The 18,152-nt window shown below is 36.3% G+C and carries 18 protein-coding genes and 2 pseudogenes; 15 read left to right on the top strand and 5 right to left on the bottom strand.

The features are described from left to right. The first annotated feature begins 4 nt into the window (after positions 1-4). The 3 genes from MHH59_RS17440 to MHH59_RS17430 all read left to right on the top strand — a co-directional run bounded on the left by MHH59_RS17440 (position 5) and on the right by MHH59_RS17430 (position 1,898). Positions 5-529, top strand: coding sequence for a GNAT family N-acetyltransferase (locus MHH59_RS17440; RefSeq protein ID WP_016127371.1), 525 nt, complete (start codon positions 5-7; stop codon positions 527-529). 160 nt (positions 530-689) lie between these two features. After that, a complete protein-coding gene (locus tag MHH59_RS17435) occupies positions 690-1,400 on the top strand; it encodes a histidine phosphatase family protein (RefSeq protein WP_016127370.1) in 711 nt (236 codons plus the stop codon). 45 nt (positions 1,401-1,445) lie between these two features. Next, positions 1,446-1,898, top strand: a complete 453-nt coding sequence (locus MHH59_RS17430) for a hypothetical protein (protein ID WP_016127369.1) — start codon at positions 1,446-1,448, stop codon at positions 1,896-1,898. Positions 1,899-1,974: 76 nt separating this feature from the next. Here MHH59_RS17430 and MHH59_RS17425 read toward each other — a convergent pair whose 3' ends face one another. Then, positions 1,975-2,940, bottom strand: coding sequence for a quinone oxidoreductase family protein (locus tag MHH59_RS17425; protein WP_002128409.1), 966 nt, complete (start codon positions 2,938-2,940; stop codon positions 1,975-1,977). Between the two features lie 122 nt (positions 2,941-3,062). Between MHH59_RS17425 and MHH59_RS17420 the strand changes: the two genes are divergently transcribed. Then, positions 3,063-3,950 carry a LysR family transcriptional regulator gene (locus MHH59_RS17420; RefSeq protein ID WP_016127368.1) on the top strand — a complete coding sequence of 296 codons (888 nt, stop codon included), beginning with the start codon at positions 3,063-3,065 and terminating at the stop codon, positions 3,948-3,950. A gap of 287 nt (positions 3,951-4,237) precedes the next feature. Here MHH59_RS17420 and MHH59_RS17415 read toward each other — a convergent pair whose 3' ends face one another. Further along, positions 4,238-4,726, bottom strand: coding sequence for a DinB family protein (locus MHH59_RS17415; protein WP_033729937.1), 489 nt, complete (start codon positions 4,724-4,726; stop codon positions 4,238-4,240). 203 nt (positions 4,727-4,929) lie between these two features. On the opposite strand from MHH59_RS17415, the gene MHH59_RS17410 reads away from it, so the two are divergent. Further along, on the top strand, positions 4,930-5,385 hold the full coding sequence (locus tag MHH59_RS17410) for a DinB family protein (protein ID WP_002014205.1): 456 nt from the start codon (positions 4,930-4,932) through the stop codon (positions 5,383-5,385). 278 nt (positions 5,386-5,663) lie between these two features. Further along, positions 5,664-6,700 (top strand): annotated as a pseudogene (locus MHH59_RS17405) (DUF4003 domain-containing protein). A 122-nt stretch (positions 6,701-6,822) separates the two neighbouring features. Here the strand turns inward: MHH59_RS17405 and MHH59_RS17400 are convergent. Continuing rightward, a pseudogene (locus MHH59_RS17400) lies at positions 6,823-7,586 on the bottom strand (DUF817 domain-containing protein). A gap of 276 nt (positions 7,587-7,862) precedes the next feature. Here MHH59_RS17400 and MHH59_RS17395 point away from each other — a divergent pair. From MHH59_RS17395 to MHH59_RS17370, 6 genes are all read left to right on the top strand, one after another. Continuing rightward, positions 7,863-8,897 (top strand): FecCD family ABC transporter permease, encoded by a 1,035-nt coding sequence (locus tag MHH59_RS17395; RefSeq protein WP_002128403.1) that lies wholly within the window; start codon positions 7,863-7,865, stop codon positions 8,895-8,897. Then, entirely contained in the window at positions 8,898-9,914 is a 1,017-nt protein-coding gene (locus tag MHH59_RS17390) for a FecCD family ABC transporter permease (protein WP_002014212.1), read from the top strand. A 21-nt stretch (positions 9,915-9,935) separates the two neighbouring features. Continuing rightward, entirely contained in the window at positions 9,936-10,844 is a 909-nt protein-coding gene (locus MHH59_RS17385) for an iron-hydroxamate ABC transporter substrate-binding protein (RefSeq protein ID WP_002014213.1), read from the top strand. 378 nt (positions 10,845-11,222) lie between these two features. Next, positions 11,223-11,774: a GNAT family N-acetyltransferase gene (locus tag MHH59_RS17380; protein WP_002128401.1), complete on the top strand. Its 552-nt coding sequence runs from the start codon at positions 11,223-11,225 to the stop codon at positions 11,772-11,774. A gap of 79 nt (positions 11,775-11,853) precedes the next feature. Further along, entirely contained in the window at positions 11,854-12,213 is a 360-nt protein-coding gene (locus MHH59_RS17375; protein WP_002128400.1) for a nuclear transport factor 2 family protein, read from the top strand. Between the two features lie 244 nt (positions 12,214-12,457). After that, on the top strand, positions 12,458-12,685 hold the full coding sequence (locus MHH59_RS17370; protein WP_002033458.1) for a hypothetical protein: 228 nt from the start codon (positions 12,458-12,460) through the stop codon (positions 12,683-12,685). Between the two features lie 71 nt (positions 12,686-12,756). Here MHH59_RS17370 and MHH59_RS17365 read toward each other — a convergent pair whose 3' ends face one another. After that, positions 12,757-14,082 carry an ArsB/NhaD family transporter gene (locus MHH59_RS17365; protein WP_002014220.1) on the bottom strand — a complete coding sequence of 442 codons (1,326 nt, stop codon included), beginning with the start codon at positions 14,080-14,082 and terminating at the stop codon, positions 12,757-12,759. A 262-nt stretch (positions 14,083-14,344) separates the two neighbouring features. On the opposite strand from MHH59_RS17365, the gene MHH59_RS17360 reads away from it, so the two are divergent. After that, positions 14,345-14,695: a YojF family protein gene (locus tag MHH59_RS17360; RefSeq protein ID WP_000407039.1), complete on the top strand. Its 351-nt coding sequence runs from the start codon at positions 14,345-14,347 to the stop codon at positions 14,693-14,695. A 15-nt stretch (positions 14,696-14,710) separates the two neighbouring features. Further along, complete coding sequence (gene bshB2 / locus MHH59_RS17355) at positions 14,711-15,373, top strand: bacillithiol biosynthesis deacetylase BshB2 (RefSeq protein ID WP_000439465.1); 663 nt, start codon at positions 14,711-14,713, stop codon at positions 15,371-15,373. A gap of 69 nt (positions 15,374-15,442) precedes the next feature. Here bshB2 and MHH59_RS17350 read toward each other — a convergent pair whose 3' ends face one another. Then, on the bottom strand, positions 15,443-16,675 hold the full coding sequence (locus MHH59_RS17350) for a MerR family transcriptional regulator (protein ID WP_340851946.1): 1,233 nt from the start codon (positions 16,673-16,675) through the stop codon (positions 15,443-15,445). A 187-nt stretch (positions 16,676-16,862) separates the two neighbouring features. On the opposite strand from MHH59_RS17350, the gene MHH59_RS17345 reads away from it, so the two are divergent. Then, the gene (locus MHH59_RS17345; protein WP_340851943.1) at positions 16,863-18,149 is read left to right on the top strand and encodes an NAD(P)/FAD-dependent oxidoreductase; all 1,287 of its coding nucleotides are present in this window, start codon (positions 16,863-16,865) and stop codon (positions 18,147-18,149) included. The last annotated feature ends 3 nt before the right edge of the window (positions 18,150-18,152 follow it).

Here is an 18,152-nt window from a genome sequence, read left to right as displayed (position 1 = left end):
TAGAATGGTAACGATTAGACAAGAACAAAAAAACGATTATAGAAAAACAGAAGAAGTTGTACAACAAGCATTTTTAAATGAAGAATTTAGCGATAAAAAGGAACATGAACTTGTAAAACGTATTAGAGAATGTGACGCATTTATTCCAGAGTTATCAATTGTTGCGGTAGATGAGGAAATCGTTGGTCACATTATGTTATCGAAAATTACAATAGAAAAAGATGGGGCTTCTGTAGATTCATTAGCGCTTGCGCCAGTATCAGTTTCTCCAAGCTATCAGAAAAAAGGAATCGGCGGAAAACTAATCGCTTCTGCTTTAGAAAAGGCGGAAGAACTTGGATACGGATCAGTTGTTGTGTTAGGGCATCAAGAGTATTATCCAAAGTTTGGATTTAAGAAAGCAAGTGAGTGGAATATAAAAGCACCATTTGAAGTGCCAGATGAAGTGTTTATGGTGATTGAGTTAAGTGAGAACGCTCTGCAAGGTGTAGAAGGAATTGTACAGTATTCGAGTGCTTTTGCTGAGTAGGAGTATCAGTTAAGAAATGTAATCATAAAAGATGCTATCTTTTTGTAGAGATATACAGAAAGATAGCTTTTTTTATTTAGCAAATTCACTTACGTATATTTTGCTCAATGAATAATTAAGGTGGTAAAATTGATATAGAAATGTAAAGGGAGAGAATAGAATGAAGAATCGAGAAACAGATAGCAATGAGAATGTAGTTACGTTATATGTTACAAGACACGGAAAAACAATATTAAATACGAATCATCGCGCGCAAGGCTGGGCAGACTCCCCGTTAGTAGAAAAAGGTGTGGAAGTTGCCTCTAATTTAGGAACGGGATTAAAAGATGTTCATTTTATGAATGCATATAGTAGTGATAGCGGCCGAGCGATTGAAACTGCTAATTTAGTATTAAAATATAGTGAGCAATCAAAGTTAAAACTTGAGAAAAGAAAAAAATTACGAGAATTAAATTTTGGTATTTTTGAAGGTGAAAAACTTGAAAATATGTGGGATGTGGTTGGAAAAGCTGCAGGCGTTGCATCACCAGAAGAACTTATGAAGTTCTCTATTCAAGAAGTGATTAATCTTATTAGAGCAGCAGACCCTACGAAACAAGCGGAAGATTGGGAATTATTTTCTACTCGCATAAAAACAGAGATGGATAAAATTAGTGAAGAAGCTGCTAAAAATGGAGGTGGCAACGTTTTAGTTGTCGTTCATGGGCTTTTGATTACTGCCTTAATAGAAATGTTAGACAGTAGTAAAACAAAACTGGGAGTAGAGAATGCAAGTGTAACGAAAGTTGTATATCAAGATGGGGAATATACAGTAGAATCGGTTGGAGATATGAGTTATGTTGCAAAAGGGAAAGAAAGTGTGGAAATTTAACAGGGTGTATTACGATTCCTTTTAGATTTTCAAAATGGGGGAATAATGGATTTTCAAGATTTGATGGAATTTAAAGGATATATATATTTAAACAAATTGTTTGAACCTGAAGAAAATTTATTGAGGGTACTTATTGATAGGTGCAAAGTTAATAAAACTAAGGGACTTATGAAAATTAAAGATGAGGTTGAAATAGAAGCATCATCCATTGATGTTGATGACAATCTGCCAATTGTGCAATTGGATTTTGAATCGTATATTGCTTACTCCGTTACTAATGAATCGTTTACTGTAATGGATGACTACGAAATTTCAGATGGTAGAATTTTTAGAGTTTACTCAAAATCAAGATATTTGGATTTTGTTAAAGCAGGAACAATTGCTGAATTTATATTTCCTGAAGAGCAGTTCGTTCACTATCAAATTCCTTGTTTGAACCATATCATCGACATTATTTCATATGATGAGCCGAAAATTACTGGAATAAAAAGAAACTAACAAAATTCCATACTAAAAGAGCATCGGAATCGATGCTCTTTTATATGCTTATCTTTTCTTTTTTTTATTGTAAAGATTACGGAATTAATAAAATCTTCCCAGTACTTTTTCGGCTCTCTAATAATTCATGTGCAAGAGCACCATCTTGTAAAGAGAATGTAGTAGGACTCGCGATGTTTAATTTTCTACTAGCAATCCAATCAAATAATTGAGCGGAGCGCTGCTTACGTTCCTCAAAAGTAGTAAGTACATTCCAAAGGTCTCCACCTGTTAAAGTCTTTGAAGTATCCATAAGCATACGTGGATCTACAGGTATAGGATTACCGCCGGCCATTCCGTAAAATACGACAGTACCGCCAATTTTAGTAGCGTTAAAACTTTCCACGAGTGTAGAACCTACTGATTCATACACAACATTTACTCCGGCACCATTAGTCACCTCAAGTACTTTCGTATGCCATGCTTCAGTATATAAAAATACGTGATCAGCACCAGCTAACGTAGCTACTTGTGCTTTTTCTTTTGATGATGTAAGACCGATTACTGTTCCGCCCAGTAGTTTAATCATTTGAACGAGAAGTTGACCAACGCCACCAGCTGCAGCGTGTACTAAAGCTATATCGCCTTGTTTTATTTGATAGCTATCTTTCGTTAAATAATGTGCTGTTAGACCTTGCAATAAGACAGAAGCGGCTGTTTCAAAAGAAATAGAGTCTGGAAGTGTAATTGCTTTTTCAGATGGAACCGCAACTAATTCTGCATTTGAGAATGGAACGTCAGCAAATGCAATGTGGTCTCCGGGATTGATAGTAGTAACGTTAGCTCCTACTTTTTCAACAATACCAGCGCCTTCATAACCTAATATATAAGGCGGGTTACCAGCGAGATGATAATCGCCGCGGCGTCTATAAATATCAGCGAAGTTTAATCCGATTGCTTGCATGCGAACAAGAACTTCATTTGGATTTATGATTGGATCATGTATTTCTTTATATTGTAGTACATCTGGACTTCCAAACTGTTCGAAACAAAGTGCTTTCATATGGAATACCTCCATTTTATTGTTTGTCGATGCTATTTATCATACAATACAAATATCAATAGAAAAAGAGGATTATTTCGATGGAATCAATCGGAAATACCGATTGAAAAGAGGGATGATAAATGGAGATAAAACAGTTAATTACATTTAAAGTAGCAGCGGACACTTTGAACTTTACGCAAACTGCGAAGAAATTGAACTTTGCTCAATCGAGTGTAACGGCGCAAATTAAAACGTTAGAGGCTGAGCTCGGTACGCCATTATTTGAAAGATTAGGAAAACGTCTTTTCTTAACTGAAGCAGGCAGGAAGTTTCAACTATATGCTGATAAGATGATTGCACTTAGTAACGAAGCGAAAATGGCTGTGAAAGATGATGAGGAAATAGCGGGTACGTTAATAATCGGTGCACAAGAAAGTCAATGTACATATAGGCTTCCATCTATATTAAAGAAATTTAAAGCACAATTTCCCCAAATAAAGCTTATATTTAAACCTGCACATTCCAATAAAGATGCGAAGGAACAATTGATGGAGGGGAAAGTAGATCTTGTATTTATTTTGGACGAATGTAAAACAGAGGATGTTTTACATGTGGAGCCACTTATGAAAGAAGAATTAAAAGTAGTAGCTGCTCCTACGCATCGTTTACTTGAACAACCTTCCGTTTCTACAAAAGATTTAGAAAGCGAAACACTTTTACTAACAGAACTAGGTTGCTCGTATCGGACTTTATTTGAAGAGTTATTCCGTGCGGAAGATGTATACCCAGCAAATAAGATTGAATTTGTTAGTGTCGAGGCAATTAAACAATGCGTTATTGCAGATTTAGGTATAGCTGTGTTACCAGCGATAGTAGTAGAAAAAGATATACGAGAAGGAACGATAAAAGAGTTACATTTAGAAAATACAATCGCTCCGATTTATACGCAAATCGCATGGCATAAAGATAAATGGATGACATCGCCACTGCAGCAATTTATTGAGGTAACGAGGGAATCTTTTAATTAACAGGTGTTATAGGTGAGGAAGTAATATAATAAACGATTAACTTATTTACGGAAAGAAAGAGCATGTTTTGAAAAATATTAATCAAAACGGGCTCTTTCTTTTTGTGTTTATCCCGCTATTTGTGGGCAGTAAGACTCCCACCTTAAAATTTGGCTGGAGCAAAGAAGTTAGGTGGGAGATCAACTGCCCGTAAACGCCCGATTGGTGAAGGCTAATAATGAGTGGAGGACGAACAAAGCCCTCACTGATTAAAGTTTCACTTTATTAAGTTCAGTTGCAGTAATTAACTAACTAAGGTCTGTGTCAGGAGGAGTGTATCCGAGGTGACGAGCCATTGATACAATTTGACCTTTATGATGAAATTCATGTGTTTCCGCATGAGTTAAAAGCCATAGAGGAGTTGTGCTCCAAGGTTCTTTTTGCCATTTCACTTCATTTGCTATATTTTCGAGCCACCGGTCATTGTATTCATCTAAAAAGCGTTGTACAGTCTCATCTACTATCTTAAATCTAGCACGGACTTTTGTGACATCTGCATGTTCAATTTCATAATCGCTAGCAAATGAGAAATCTGCTCGTTTTTGGTTAAATGCGAATGTTCCAAGCCAGTATCGATAGCAATCGGCTACATGAATATGCGTCTTCATAATGCTACCGCTTCCGAAATTAGGAACCGTGCTGTGCAATTTTTCTCGTGGGATTTCTTCTAAAAACGAAAATAGAGTTTCTCTTGTAGAGCTAATAAGATTATATTGCTGTTTTAAAACATGTAACATGCAACTACACTCCTCTTTTATTTACTAAACTATTTGTGTAGTAAGTAATTCTATATTTACGAGGGGTGAACCTTTTTATTATTTTTACTAAGCATATTAGATGTTTTTCTTAATTGTTTCTGATAGATTAAACAAGGTGAAACTTTAATAAGTTTAACATCCTTAGTTCATAATAAATTGTACATAAAAAAGGAGACGATAAAATGAATAGAATAATTGGTTTAAAACAATTTGAAATAACGCGTGGGGCATTACTTCAATTTATGGAAACGTTAGATGATAAAACTGCGGATACGCAGCCGGAGGGCTTTAACAATACAATTCGCTGGCATATCGGTCACGTGTTAACGGCGGCAGAAACTTTCATGTTTGGAAGAGAATTTAAACAATTACCAACTGAATATCCAGGTATGTTTGGATATGGTTCAAGACCATCTAAATGGAAAACAGAAGGGCCATCATTAGAAGTGTTAACGGTTCAATTAAAAGAACAAGCGAAGCGCATTCAAGAAATTCCAGCAGAAGCATTTGAAAATAAACTTCCAGAGCCATTTTTAGGGTTGGAAACAGTTGGAGAGCTTTACGGTATGATGCTTTATCATGAAGCAGACCATATTGGGCAAATGAAGGCGATGGAACGTATTATTAAGGCTCTTTAGTTTTTGGTAATGTTAAATAATATATAGACAAAAAAGGGTAGATAATTTATTATCTATCTTTTTTGTTGTTGAACTTCTTGAAGGATTAAGGATTATGAACGCTAATCATCGTGATGCTGATGAAGAAGGAAAGAAAACCAACCAATTAGGATAAAGAAACATCCTAAGTTTTATGGTAGTTATTATTTTTTTTGTATTACTTAATAGAAAAATATTGAAAATAATACAGAAGAAAGTATAAGGTTGCAAAATCTGTATGAAATAGGGTATTCCTAAATATGGAATATACGTATAATAAAAGAGAGGAACTAGAAAATGGGGGAATACTATGATTACATTGGAACAAAAGTTGGAGCAATACACACATACATATGCACAGTTAAAGGGAGAACTAAAATGGAAAACGAGTGATTCTCGAACAGGTATGATGATTGCTGCTATGTATGCAGGTAGTGATAAACTGTTTGATCTCGGACGTTTTTTAGAAATTAGTAGTTATATTAAGAATCAGGTAGGGATGTTTTCATACTTAAAGTCTTATCATCGCTTTGTGGTGTCCGCAACATTAGATATTCACTTTACAGATTACAAGGAAGCTTTTCAGAGGTTTTTAGATTTATATGAACAATTGGTCGCTGGTGGCTTTAGCCGGAGTATATTTACTTATCTCGCAGCAGCTGTGCTTTTAACAGAAGAAAATGAACAGCATGGCACGCACATTCAGCGTTCGATGCAAGTATATAAACGGATGAAAGAGGATCATCTTTTTCTTACAGGTACAAATGATTATCCGCTCGCGGTTTTACTAGCAGGACAATCAGAGAATGTAGAAACACTTATGGACCGAGTGGAACGTCTGTATCAGAAACTAGCGAAAGCTGGTTTGCGTAAAGGGAATGATCTTCAGTTTTTAAGTCATATCCTCTCACTAAAGAAGGATGTCCGTGAAGAAATGTTAGTTGCAAAATGCACAAACATATGGAAGTTGTTAAAACAAGAAAAGGTAAAAGTGAAACAGATGCATTATCCAGCTATCGGGCTACTAGCGTTACTTGAGGATGGAGAAAAAGAGATTCATTCTATTAAAGCATTGATTGAAAAATTGCAAGGGGAGAAATTTTTCCGTTGGCATACAGATACGAATATTCTTATTGCTATTCAACTGTTTGTAAGTCAGAAAGGTGAGGAGAGTAAAGCTACCAACACAGGTTTACAAACTATGATAGAAGTCCTCATACAAGCACAACAGGCAGCTATGATGGCAACGATTGCCGCTTCATCTGCAGCAACCTCTTCTGCTAGTACTAGTTCATAATGTGCAACTGCTTATGCTCTCGTAAATTATGATGAACCTATAATGCCTTTGATGAGGATGGTTTAAAAAAGGCCCATCACTCTCTAATGAGTGATGGGCTAACTGTTTTTACATAATCAGCATTATCTTTTCGACTGCTTCAAATGTTTGAGTTGTGTAACAATCATAATGCTAATAACAACGAGTAAAAACCATGAGCTAATTTTGCTAAGGTGAACGAGGCTCCATGTTTCCCGTTGATTTGGATATTGCCATGCTCCGAAGAAGGTAGCGATGTTTTCTGCAATCCAAATAAAGAATCCGATAAGGAAAAATGAGAGTACGAGCGGCATTTTATATGTAACGCCTCGTAATGAAAATTCCACAAATGTGCGAAAGAAAACAATGAATAAAATTAAAGTTAATACCCATCTAAAGTCATATAGAAAATGATGTGTAAAAAAATTAAAGTAAATCATTGCTCCTAGAGGTATTGCAAAAGTAGCTTTCGGCCAATGATGCATTTGTAAATGCAATCTTCTCCACGCTTGGCATATGTAACTTGCGACACTCGCATACATAAAACCGCTGTAAAGCGGAACTCCGAAAACTTTTGAATACGCCTCTTCAGGATAACTCCATGAACCGAAATGTACTTTATATATTTCTAGTAAAAGGCCGATGAGGTGGAAGACAGTAATTACTTTTAGTTCGTCTTTCGTTTCAAGACCAGTCTTGTACATAATCCACTGCATAAGAAGGCATACGATGAGTATGAAATCATATCGGTACAGCCCTGGAATCGAAATGATTTTTGAAAGAGCAAGTGTTAAAAAATAACGACAGGGAACAAACAGGATAATGCTTGTTCATAAGTAAAATAGAGTAGTTGTTTTACATAAAACATGTTTTCACCTTCAGGATTATTATTTGAAAAATCAAAATAATAACTTAGTATACTACAAATTCGAAAATAAAACAGTACGTCATTTTGCATGTATTTGGAAGTTTTAGAAGGAAATTGTAATAAGTATTTTGATAGTTTAACAAAGTAAAAAAATAGTTTGCTATTTAAAAAAAGTGGGGATATAATATCTAAATGAAAATGATAATTATTATCAATAATGATTATAAATAAAAAATAATTATAAAAAAGAACTGAATATAAAGGATGAAATGAAACATGTTACATAAGTCTACTGTACATGCTGGCAATAATCGCTGGATACATATTAAGTTCATATGTTTCATGAGCTTAACAATTATATGTTTAATTGGAGCTATATTTTTAGCCGTTGCATTTGGTGCAAAGGATATCCATTTGCAAACTGTGTGGGCAGCGGTTTTTGATTATAATCCGAAATTAACACAGCATCAAATTATTTATGAATTAAGGCTCCCAAGGGTAATTGGCGCAGCAGTTGTAGGAGCTGCTTTTGCAGTCGCTGGAGCTGTTATGCAAGGGGTAACACGAAATCCTTTAGCTGATGCAGGTGTACTCGGAATAAATGCAGGTGCGATGTTTGTAGTAGCACTTAGTTTTGCTTTTTTCCCGCATATGCCGTATTCCTATTTAATGATTGTCTCCTTTATTGGAGCAGTTTTAAGTACAGTACTCATTTTTATTATTGGATCAGCAACATCAGGCGGGCTAACGCCGATGAGGTTAACGATTGCAGGGGCAGTTATGGCCGCGCTTTTACATTCGTTAAGTTCAGGTGTCGCGATTTATTATGACTTAAGCCAAGATTTAGCGTTTTGGTATGCTGGTGGTGTTGCGGGGGTTAAGTGGGAACACTTGAAATTTTTAGTGCCTATTATTCTCATAACAATTGTTTTTGCGACAGCGCTAGGGCGATCTATTTCACTCATATCCATGGGGGATGATGTCGCTACAAATTTAGGTGTAAAAACGAACCGAACGAGAATACTCGGGATGATTATGGTAGTGATTCTAGCAGGTGTTTCTGTTTCAGCTGTTGGTTCCATTGGATTTGTAGGATTGGTCATCCCGCACATTGCTAGAAAATTAGTAGGTGTTAATTATCAACTTATTATTCCTATGTCAGCATTATTAGGAGCTATTTTATTAGTTTTAGCTGATTTAGGAGCAAGAACAGTAAATCCTCCTAAAGAACTTGCGATAGGAATTATGGTAGCTCTTGTTGGAGTTCCGTTCTTCCTTTATATAGCACGTAAAGTTGGGAGGGAGTTATAAGTGAAGGATCTTTTTAGCACGGATAAAAAGAGAGCTATTACTGTAACTACAATTTTCGGATGTATAAGTATCGCTGTAATTTTGATTAGCTTAAATACGGGAACGCTGAGCATCGCACCGCTCAAAGTAATTCAAACGCTTTTTGGCTATGGTGATTTTGAGAGTGCAACAGTGCTATACGATTATCGTATGCCAAGAATTATAATCACAATGTTAGCAGGTATTGGCCTTGGGGTTTCCGGTGCGATTTTGCAAGGATTATCTCGGAATGCTCTCGCAGATCCTGGTATTCTTGGATTACACTCGGGTGCATCTTTCGGGATTATTGTATTCGTTACTCTCTTTCATTCTATTAACGAGAGTGCATCGATTTTAATACCGTTATTTACATTTGGCGGAGGAGTGTTAGCTGCATTTCTTATTGTTTTGCTTGCGAGTGATCGGTCGAAAGGTTTACTTCCCATTAGACTTATTCTTGTTGGTATTGCAGTTTCAGCTGGTTTTAGTGCACTTTCGTTATTTTTCTCGCTCAAGTTAAATGATGAGACGTATACATTCGCTTCTAGGTGGTTAGTTGGTAACGTGTGGGGAAGAGATTGGATTCATGTCCTAGCGTTATTACCTTGGATTTTGATACTAACTCCGTACGCATGGCTGAAATCCAAAACGTTAAATGCACTGTCACTAGGTGATAGTGTAGCAGCAGGACTTGGTGTATCTGTTCAAAAAGAACGGTTACTGCTTTTAGCTACAGCGGTAGGATTGTCTTGTGCAAGTGTATCAATGGCAGGGGGAATTGGCTTTATCGGCTTAGTTTCTCCGCATATCGCAAGAAAGTTAGTAGGTAGTACATATCAACATTTCCTTCCGTTAGCTGGCATAATTGGAATGATTATTTTAGTACTCGCGGATACGATAGGGCGATCTTTATTTGAGCCAAACTCTATTCCAGCTGGCGTAGTAGTAGCGGCTTTAGGTGCGCCATATTTTCTTTATTTACTTACAAAAACAAAATAAATACTTCAAAGAGGAGAACATATGAAAAAGAAACTTACTATTTTATTTAGCATTATGTTTATTTTAGTATTATCAGCATGTGGTCAAACGAAATCTAGTGAAGAGGCAACTAAAAAAACTGAAAAAAGTAATGATCCAAAAATTGCTTCTATGTCTATTCATTTAACGAATAACTTACTTGCATTAGGAATTACACCGGTAGGTTCTGTAATTGGTGGAGATTTAAAAGATTTCTTACCTCACGTGAAAGAACAGTTGAAAGATACGAAGAAACTGGGCGTTGTAACAGATCCGAATATGGAAGCATTACTACAATTAAAACCATCTGAAATTTATGTGGATGAAAAATATGCTGGCAAAGATTTAGCGAAATACGAAAAAATTGCAAAAACACATACTTTTAATTTAGATGAAGGTACGTGGAGAGATCATTTAAAAGAAGTAGGTAAACTTGTAAACCGTGAGAAAGAAGCAGATAAATATATTCAAGACTATGAAGAACAATCAAAACGAGTAAAAAGTTTAATAGATAAAGAGTTAGGTAATAACGAAAAAGTAATGGCAATTCGCGTTACTGCAAAAGAATTACGTGTATTTAGTACGAAAAGACCGATGGGACCAATTCTATTCCAAGACTTAGGATTACAACCTGCAAATGGTGTAGAGAAAATTGATGGAAACCGTCCTTTCGAAGTAATTTCACAAGAAGTATTACCTGACTTTGATGCGGATGCTATTTTCGTTGTCGTAAACAGAGACGATAAAGCAAAAGCAGCATTTAAACAACTGCAAGAAACACCAATTTGGAAAGACTTAAAAGCTGTTAAAGGTAAGCACGTATACATTATTAATGATCAACCATGGCTTGACTATTCTGCTTTAGGTAACAAAATGGCAATGGATGAAGCAGAGAAAATGTTTACGAAATAATACAGTTTTGCTATTAGGAAAGGCCCTCTAAATTAGGAGGGTCTTTTTATTGTTGTTATTGTTAGAATAAATGAAAAATTATACAATGAAGTTAATTCAATGCAAGGGAGATGTGCCAATGTCAGCGCTTATTGTAAGTATCCCGTTAAAAAAACAGTTTATGGAACAAGGGGATAAAGTGAAACTTTAATCAGTGGGGGTTTTGTTCATCCCCCACTGATTATTAGCCTTCACCAATCGGGCGTTTACGGGCAGTTGATCTCCCACCTAACTTCTTCGCTCCAGCTGAATTTTGAGGTGGGAGTCTTACTGCCCGTTAATGCGGGATAAATAGGCTAGAATTATTGTCCCCGCTATTTAAAAAAGGGGGAGTTTTAGATGACGATGAATCTTTTTCAAAATAAAACTATTAAGTTATCAGCTATTAGAGAAGCAGATGCTGAAGTAATGGCTATGTGGCAAGAGGATAGTGAGTACTTAAGAAATGTAGATACAGACTTGGCATTCCCGCAATCGTTACATGAAATAGCGAGTGATGGGCTATTAAAGGGACGGAGATCGAATAGTGTTTCTTTCATGTTAAGAACAGTTCAAGATGATCGCTTAATTGGTTTTGTTGCAATTCACGGCATAGAGTGGAATAACAGAACAGGTCTATTAGCAATTGGTATAGGAGAGGCAAATGATAGAGGAAAAGGGTTTGGGAGAGAAGCAGTGCATCTTATTTTAAAGTATGCGTTCTATGAAATGAATCTACACCGCGTCGGTCTCGATGTTATTTCTTATAATAAAGCAGCCATTGTACTGTATAAAAAGATGGGATTTCAGATGGAAGGATGTATGAGGGAAGCAGTTCAAAGAGATGGAAAGTGTTTTGATCGTATGATTATGGGGATATTGCGTGATGAATGGATAGAGCTGCAGAACTAGCAAAAACATACAGAATAATTGTGTAGTGTAGAGTGAAAAGTTGTAATATTTGGGTAATGATGAGCGGAGGAGTGTACTAATGGAAGGTTTATCTTCATTAAGAGAGTGTTTATATCAGCTAGAGGAACGATTACTTAAACCAGGGGTTCGCACATCTCAAAAGGAGCTTAAAAAGATACTTGCCGCTGATTTTTTTGAGTTTGGGAGTTCTGGTAAAGTTTTATATAAAAATGAGGATATCGATAAAAATGGAATTGGTGTGGTAAAAATGACTTTGAGTGATTTTGAAGTACATCCATTATCCAAAGATGTAGCATTAACTACTTATCAAATATTCAATGAAATGAATAATCAACACTCGTTACGTAGTTCGATATGGAAATTTAGAGAAGGAAGATGGCAAATGTATTTTCATCAAGGTACACCTGCTAAATTTTAGTGAAGCTTTTTGTATGAAAAAGAAACTATAAAGAATAGAATTGTTGAATATATTAGTCCTATATATATATATATATATATAAAGAACTAATGAAAGTTGTCTTTCTAAAATATCTAAATTTGTTCTTAAAAGGGTCTTGTTAATAAAGGTACATTCCATATTATATATGTAGTATGCAGGAGATATAACGATAATTGGCGAAAATTTACAGTGAACTGATTGAATTTATAAGGAGTTATGCGAGATGAACTTAGAAAAAAGTAAGCCAGTAAATGAAGAGGTCGCTGAATTAAAAGAACTAATTAAAGAACTACACGGAAGTGTACATCAACTTCAAAGTGAAGTGCAGCAACTAAGGCACGAAAGACCAGTTGTTGAAGTGAGAAAAGGTGTTCAACTATCACCAACAATCATCGGACAAATTGGTGGTATGATTTTAGGTGGATTAGCAATTATAGGTATATTTTGGTGATGAAAAAAGGTTTGTAGCATAGTGCTGCAAACCTTTTTTATTTGACGACATAATTTCATGCAATACAACTTCTACATTAAATAACGTAAATAAATGTAAGCATGTGATAACAATAGCGCAATGATCGTTAAGGGGAAACCGATTTTTAAGAAGTCCATATAAGAGAACCCATGTCCTTCACGTTTTGCAATACCAGCAACGACTACGTTTGCTGATGCTCCAATTAATGTTCCGTTGCCTCCTAGGCAAGCTCCAAGTGATAACGCCCACCATAGTACTTCAATTTGCGGAGAATCGACAGATAGTCCGAGTCCTGTAGCTAAATCTTGAATAAGTGGAATCATCGTTGCGACAAATGGGATGTTATCAATTGTCGCAGATGCGATGCCAGATACCCATAAGATAAGTATAGCAGCGAAACCGATATCGCCATTTGTTACGTCGAGTACTTCTTTTGCGAGTGAAGAAATAAGTCCGATATCAATTAATCCGCCAACGAGAACGAATAGTCCAGCGAAGAAGAAAATTGTTACCCATTCAACGTGGGCAAATACATCTTCAATATCATGTTCTTTCACACCGATTAACATAAGAAGTGTAGCACCTGTCATCGCAATAACGGCAGCGTCTACATGAATAATAGAATGAAGTACAAAGCCTAAAATAGTTAGTCCTAAAATCGTAATGGATTTTAAAAGGAGGCTCTGATCTTTAATATAATCTTTTTCATTTAATGCCATTAGCTTTTCGATTTGCTCAGGCGTTGTTTTTAGTTTGTTGCGATACATGAAGTAAATAATGCCAAGTGTAACGATAGAAATAATGATTACGATTGGAGCTAAGTTTAGTAAAAAGGCATTAAAGTCTAAATGCTTATTAGCTGATCCAATCATAATGTTCGGCGGGTCACCAATTAATGTTGCTGTTCCGCCTATATTTGAAAATAGTACTTCTGAAATTAAATAAGGAACAGGATTTACTTTTAAAATACGTGTAATGGATAGTGTAACAGGTACGATTAATAATACGGTTGTTACGTTGTCCAAAAATGCAGAACCGACAGCAGTTAATAGGGATAGTAATAATAAAATGCGGATTGGTTTTCCGCCAGCTGCTTTTGCTGCTTTTATGGCTACAAATTCAAATACGCCTGATTGACTCGTAATATGTACGAGAATCATCATCCCAATTAAAAGGGTAATCGTTTCCCATTGAATATGCGATGTGAAAGCAGTATGTAAATCTACAATTCCAAAAATAATCATAATAGCAGCACCGAATAGTGCGATTACAGCACGATTCAATTTCTCAGAAATAATAAAACCGTACGTGACTAAAAATACGGCAATTGTAAAATAATATTGCCAATTTGCTACTTCATGTGCTGATTGTTCCAATCATGTCACCTTCTTTAAAGTATGTATTCAATTGTCGAAATGTATCTCGCTGTATTAATACGGGATAAAATATATTGTAGCAAATTCAAAAAAGAAAGAAAACTATTTAACAAAGTGAAGGAAAAAATGTGATTTTTACATATCATATAAAAAATATAAAAAACACAGTGCAAATTATTAGGAAAAGTGGGCGTTGTCCTCTAATATAGAGATAGCAATTTACATTATTTTTGCGTAAAATGGTTTAAAGAGGTGAATTCCGATGGAAATAGTAAAAGATAGTTCTCTTATTCAAAATGAAATTGAACGTTTTGTAAATAAAGATGTATATATTCATTTAGAAACGACGAATGGAGCGTATGCGTCACACTTTAATGAAAAGATGATGACAGTAGGAGCATTCATTCGAAATGCAATTATTCGCTTTGAGCGTGGGAAAATAACTGGAACAAACCCATACCGAGTTGGTTTGAAAATGGATCATGGCTGGGTATATGCAGAAGGCATTACGCACTGGGAAGTAGACGATAAAGAGCGTTTATTACTAGCAGGGCATGATAACCAAGGCCGCTTAGCGGTAGCGCTTGAGCTAAGCTTAACGCCATTTAAGTAAGAAGGAGGGAAACTTATGGAGAGACATGTACTTGTTGTATTTCCGCATCCAGATGATGAAGCATTTGCTGCGGGAGGAACAATTCGCTTATTAACAGATCAAGGAGTACCTGTAACGTACGCATGTGGTACTCTTGGACAAATGGGACGTAACATGGGGAAAAACGTATTCGCTAACCGTGAAACGATTCCAAATATACGTGAAAAAGAATTAAAAGATGCATGTGAAGCGATGGGGATTCAAGATTTAAGAATGCTCGGTTTCCATGATAAAACGTTAGAATTTGAAGATGTTGATTTTGTTGCCGATAAAATCGAAGCGATTATTCAAGAAGTAAATCCATCTCGAATTATTACATTTTATCCAGAACACGGCGTACATCCGGATCATGATGCATTTGGCCGCGCTGTAGTTCGCGCTGTATCACGTATGCCTAAAGAAGAACGTCCAGCCATTCATGCGGTTGCGATTACGAGAAATCGCGAAGCAGTACTCGGTGAACCGGATGTTGTAAATAATATTAGTGAAGTATTTGAACATAAATTAGCTGCACTAGGCGCGCATCGTTCACAAACGGAAGCGATGCTAGAAGAAACGCATGCAAAAATAAAAAACAAAGACGCAGCAACATTAAAATGGCTGCAACTTGAACAGTTTTGGACTTATAAATGGGAGTAGGCTAGAAGGGTACCTTCTAGTAGCTCTTACATAGAAAAAGCGCCGTCACTTGTGATGGCGCTTTTTGTGCTATTGTTTCGTATTAGCCAAATACATGAGCATGTGGAATTTTTCGTCTCTTACATGATAATCGAAATAAGGTCCTGGATCTGTACAGTAACCGATATTTTCATTTTGCATGATTTGAAATCCGTTAACTGATAAATTTTCTTCTAAGTATTTTGGATGTAAAATATGCTCATGGGAATTTGGATATAAGGCTGAAATATTTTTCAAGGATTTGGCCGAGTTATCATAATACGAGTATCCACCGACAATTGTTGAACTGTTATGTAAATAGTTTTTTAGAACATGACTTGGGAACTCTGGGTTGAGCAGTGAAAAATCAGTTATTGTAAAACTATCCACAAAAACATCGATGCTAAGCGGTTTCAATGGTAGATTTAAATCGGAATTCAAAATATAAAGGACGCGTGGCTTCGGATTCACACGCTCAATTCTATTTCTCACCTTCTTGAGCATTGCAAGCGAATAGCCACTGAATACATAGTTTGCGCTTGGTTCAAGAACATCGATATATTTAGGTAGTGATACAAAAGCATCAACGTTTGTTTCCACAATTAATTTGTTTTTCAAATCTATATTTTGTAGAACTTTTTGAAATCGAAAATTACTTTTTTCAAATAAGTTAATCATTTTGGGATTGATCTCTTTAATCGTTTCTTTATCGTAAAAATAAGATGGATAAGGAGACGTCTCGTACAAGTTCGCGGTAATGATAATACCCTCCTCAATAGCTGCTTCGTATCCACAGCTACAAGTTAAACTCCCCGTGTGAATGTAGACTTTTTTAATCGTTACATCTTTCATTTCAAGTGGAATGCGGCATTTTGGACAATAGAGAAAATTTACAAAGTCAAGCGGGATTCCTGTAATACTTCCTTCTTTGGATGAAGGCGAGCTAGTTTGAACCGCTTTTTCAATCAATTGGATAGCTTTTGATATGTCTTCTTTTTTCTTGGTTAGCTCGTCCTTTTTATCAATGAGCGAGTTGTTGTAGTAGTCGATATCCTCATGGTCCGAGAAGTTTGTGACACGTCGATATGATAAAATTCGTTGGATTTCTATCAATGAAAAATGAAATTTTTTCAGCTCAGTAATAAAAGCCATGTCGTCGAAACACAATTGGTTCATTTGATACTGAGTGTTTTTTTTGTCTGGTATTAATAATCCTAGTTCAATGTAATAACGAACGGTATCAGTCGTAACATGAAAAAGCTTCGCAAATGTACCAATTTTCATAGATGTACCCCCCAATGAAAAAAGTGGAGTTACTCCACTTTTTTCGCAAAATGAATTCAAAAAACTCTCAAATAGCTATTGACTTGGAGGAAACTCTAAGTCATATTATTAACTCAATAAGTTTGAATATTAAGAATATTTTTGACTGTATTGTAACATACATGTCACGAAGGGAGAAGGATTAGCTATGGATAAGATGGATCATATGGATACACTCTCACTATGGACAGCGACTGCAAACAGATATGACAAAGGAAAACCTCTTGAAGGAAATGAAGAGGCGGATGTTGTCATTATTGGCGCAGGTTTCACAGGTCTCTCTTCTGCATATCATTTGCAAAAGTTAGGGAAGAGTGTCATTGTCCTTGAGCAGGAAACAATCGGATATGGCGCAAGCGGTCGCAACGGCGGGATGGTATTGCCAGGCTATAAGTCAACGATGCAGGAGCTTGCCAAGAAGTATGGTGCCGAAGAGGCGAGGCAGCTTAACGATCTTTCTCTGCTTAGTGTTGAATTAGTTAAAAACATTATTGACGAGCATCAAATCAACTGTAACTTCAGAAAGACAGGTCACATTGTGGCGGCTTACAAAGCCAAGCATTTTGAAGGGTTGAAACTTGAAAGTGAATACTTAAACAAAAATTTTGGATATGACTGTAGCGTGCTTAATCGAAGTCAGTTGCATCAAGAAATTGATTCCCCGCAATATTATGGTTGCTTAGTCGACGACTCGAGTTACTCGTTCCAACCGCTGAACTATGCAATTGGTTTGGGAGAAGCAGCTAAATCGATCGGTGCAAAAACCTTTGAGCATTCGAAAGCACTATCTATTGAGTACGGCCGAAATAGTGTGAAAGTTATTACAGAAAAAGGTACTGTTACAGCGAAAGACATTATTGTGGCTACAGATGGTTACTCCGGAAAAATTATGGCTGAATTGAATAAAGGCGTACTGCCAATTTCGGCACGTATTATTGGTACTGAACAGCTTCCAGAATCATTGGTGAATAGCGTCATTCCTAAAGATCGCATGGTTTTTGATACAAGCAGTTTCCTTTACTATTTCAGGCGTACACCAGATAATCGGATCATATTTGGCGGTGGCGATATTCGTCCAAACTTAGGTGATGCTGTTTATCAAAATGTTTACGATGCCATGGTTAAAATAATGCCAAAACTAGAAGGAAGCAAGATTGATTACAGGTGGGGTGGATTTATCGGGGTTACAATTGATACGTTCCCGGTTATCGGTAGATCCAAAGAAGGCGCATATTTTGCAACGGGTTATACGGGACATGGCGCGTCTCTCTCGACATTGTTTGGTAAGTTATTGGCACAATGGATCGTTACGGGGAGTGCAGGTGGATATCGATTTGAAAAAGAACGCCTTAAATCATTCCCATTCTATAATCAGAAAACGATGCTGGTCAATATAGCACATATTGGTTTCAAACTGGTAGATATTATCGCGTAAAGG

The sequence above is a fragment of the Bacillus sp. FSL E2-0195 genome (genome assembly GCF_038003645.1).
Classification (GTDB): Bacteria; Bacillota; Bacilli; order Bacillales; family Bacillaceae_G; genus Bacillus_A; species Bacillus_A mycoides.
This window is presented reverse-complemented; position numbering and strand designations above follow the sequence as displayed.